The organism is Magnetospirillum moscoviense, assembly GCF_001650635.1.
GTDB lineage: Bacteria > Pseudomonadota > Alphaproteobacteria > Rhodospirillales > Magnetospirillaceae > Magnetospirillum > Magnetospirillum moscoviense.
Genome location: NZ_LWQU01000084.1, coordinates 1 through 1030 on the forward strand (window position 1 = coordinate 1; position 1030 = coordinate 1030).

General features: G+C 62.8%; 1 protein-coding gene. It reads left to right on the plus strand.

All coding sequences use genetic code 11. From position 1 onward, the window contains the following. On the plus strand, nucleotides 1-1030 hold a 1030-nt coding region (locus A6A05_RS03935; protein ID WP_245644183.1), incomplete at both ends, for a type IV secretory system conjugative DNA transfer family protein.

Genomic DNA, 1030 nt, shown 5'->3' on the forward strand with positions numbered 1-1030 from the left:
GAAGGATCGATCCGCTTCAATCCGCTGGCCGAAGTCCGCATCGGCACCGGGCACGAAGTGGCCGATGCCCAGAACATTGCCGCCATGATCATCGATCCCGACGGCAAGGGGCTGGCGGATTTCTGGGCCAAGTCGGGCTTCGCCTGGCTGACGGCCGCCATCCTCTACACTCTTTATACCGTGCGCCGCGATCAGGGCCGCATCGCCGGCCTGCCCGATGTCGATGCGGTGCTGACCGCCCCGGGCGAAGGTCTCGACGAGTTGCTGTCCAGCATGGTCGCCTTCGCCGACGGCACCGAGGCGGCCAACCGCCTGGTCAACTCGGCCGCACAGGAAATGCAGGATCGCGCCGCGCAGGAACGCTCGGGCGTGCAATCCTCGTCCAAGGTCGATCTGTCGCTCTATCGCGACCCGATCATCGCCCGCAACATCGCCACCTCGGATTTCCGCCTCGACGATCTGATGAACGGCGACAAGCCGGCCTCGCTCTATCTGATCGTGCCGCCGTCCGACATTGACCGCCTGCGGCCCCTGCTGCGGGTGATCCTGAACCTGTTCATGCGCCGGCTGATGCAAAATGTCGGCGCCGACGGCAAGGCCACCAACCGCCACCGCCTGCTGCTGATGCTCGACGAGTTCACCAGCGTCGGAAAACTGGAAATCTTCGAACGCGCCCTGGCCTTCATGGCCGGCTATGGCATCAAGGCCTTCCTGATCGTCCAGGACCTGGTGCAGTTGCAGGGCACCTATGGCCGCGAGAATTCCATCGTCGGCAACTGCCATAAGCCATTCCGACCGTCAGGGCGGTGCGCGGTGATATCACCGCGCCTATCCTGCCACTTCACGACAGGTGAAAAACCGACAATCACCGACAAAGATCGACAAACTTCGACAAAGATCGACAAACGCCGGAAAGGCACCCGGCCACGCCCTCTTTCGTTGTATACAGGCCCGGCAACGGGCATAACCGTTCGCCATGAAGCGCACACCCCCACCGAAGCACGCCGCAATCTACGCCCGTTATTCCAGC